Annotated in this window: 1 protein-coding gene; it reads right to left on the bottom strand. The window is 58.0% G+C overall.

What is annotated here, in order from left to right:
* Positions 1–238 (bottom strand): ATP-binding cassette domain-containing protein (locus tag ACYVTD_RS19200; protein ID WP_461249170.1); only part of this gene is annotated, 238 nt, incomplete at both ends.

Here is a 238-nt window from a genome sequence, read left to right on the forward strand (position 1 = left end):
CGAAGGAGTCAAGCGCCTCTTCAAGGCCGCGCAAAGTGTTCACGTCAAGATCATTTGTCGGCTCGTCGAGCAAAAGGCCGTTAGCCCCCTCTTTGAGCATCATCGCGAGGTTCAGGCGGTTGCGCTCCCCACCGGAAAGCACTCCCACTTTTTTTGACTGGTCCGCGCCCGAAAAATTGTACCTGGCGCAGGGAGAAACTCGGGTCGGCGGCGGACAGCCCCCACCGTTATGTATACA

The organism is Treponema sp. R6D11 (assembly GCF_054786075.1).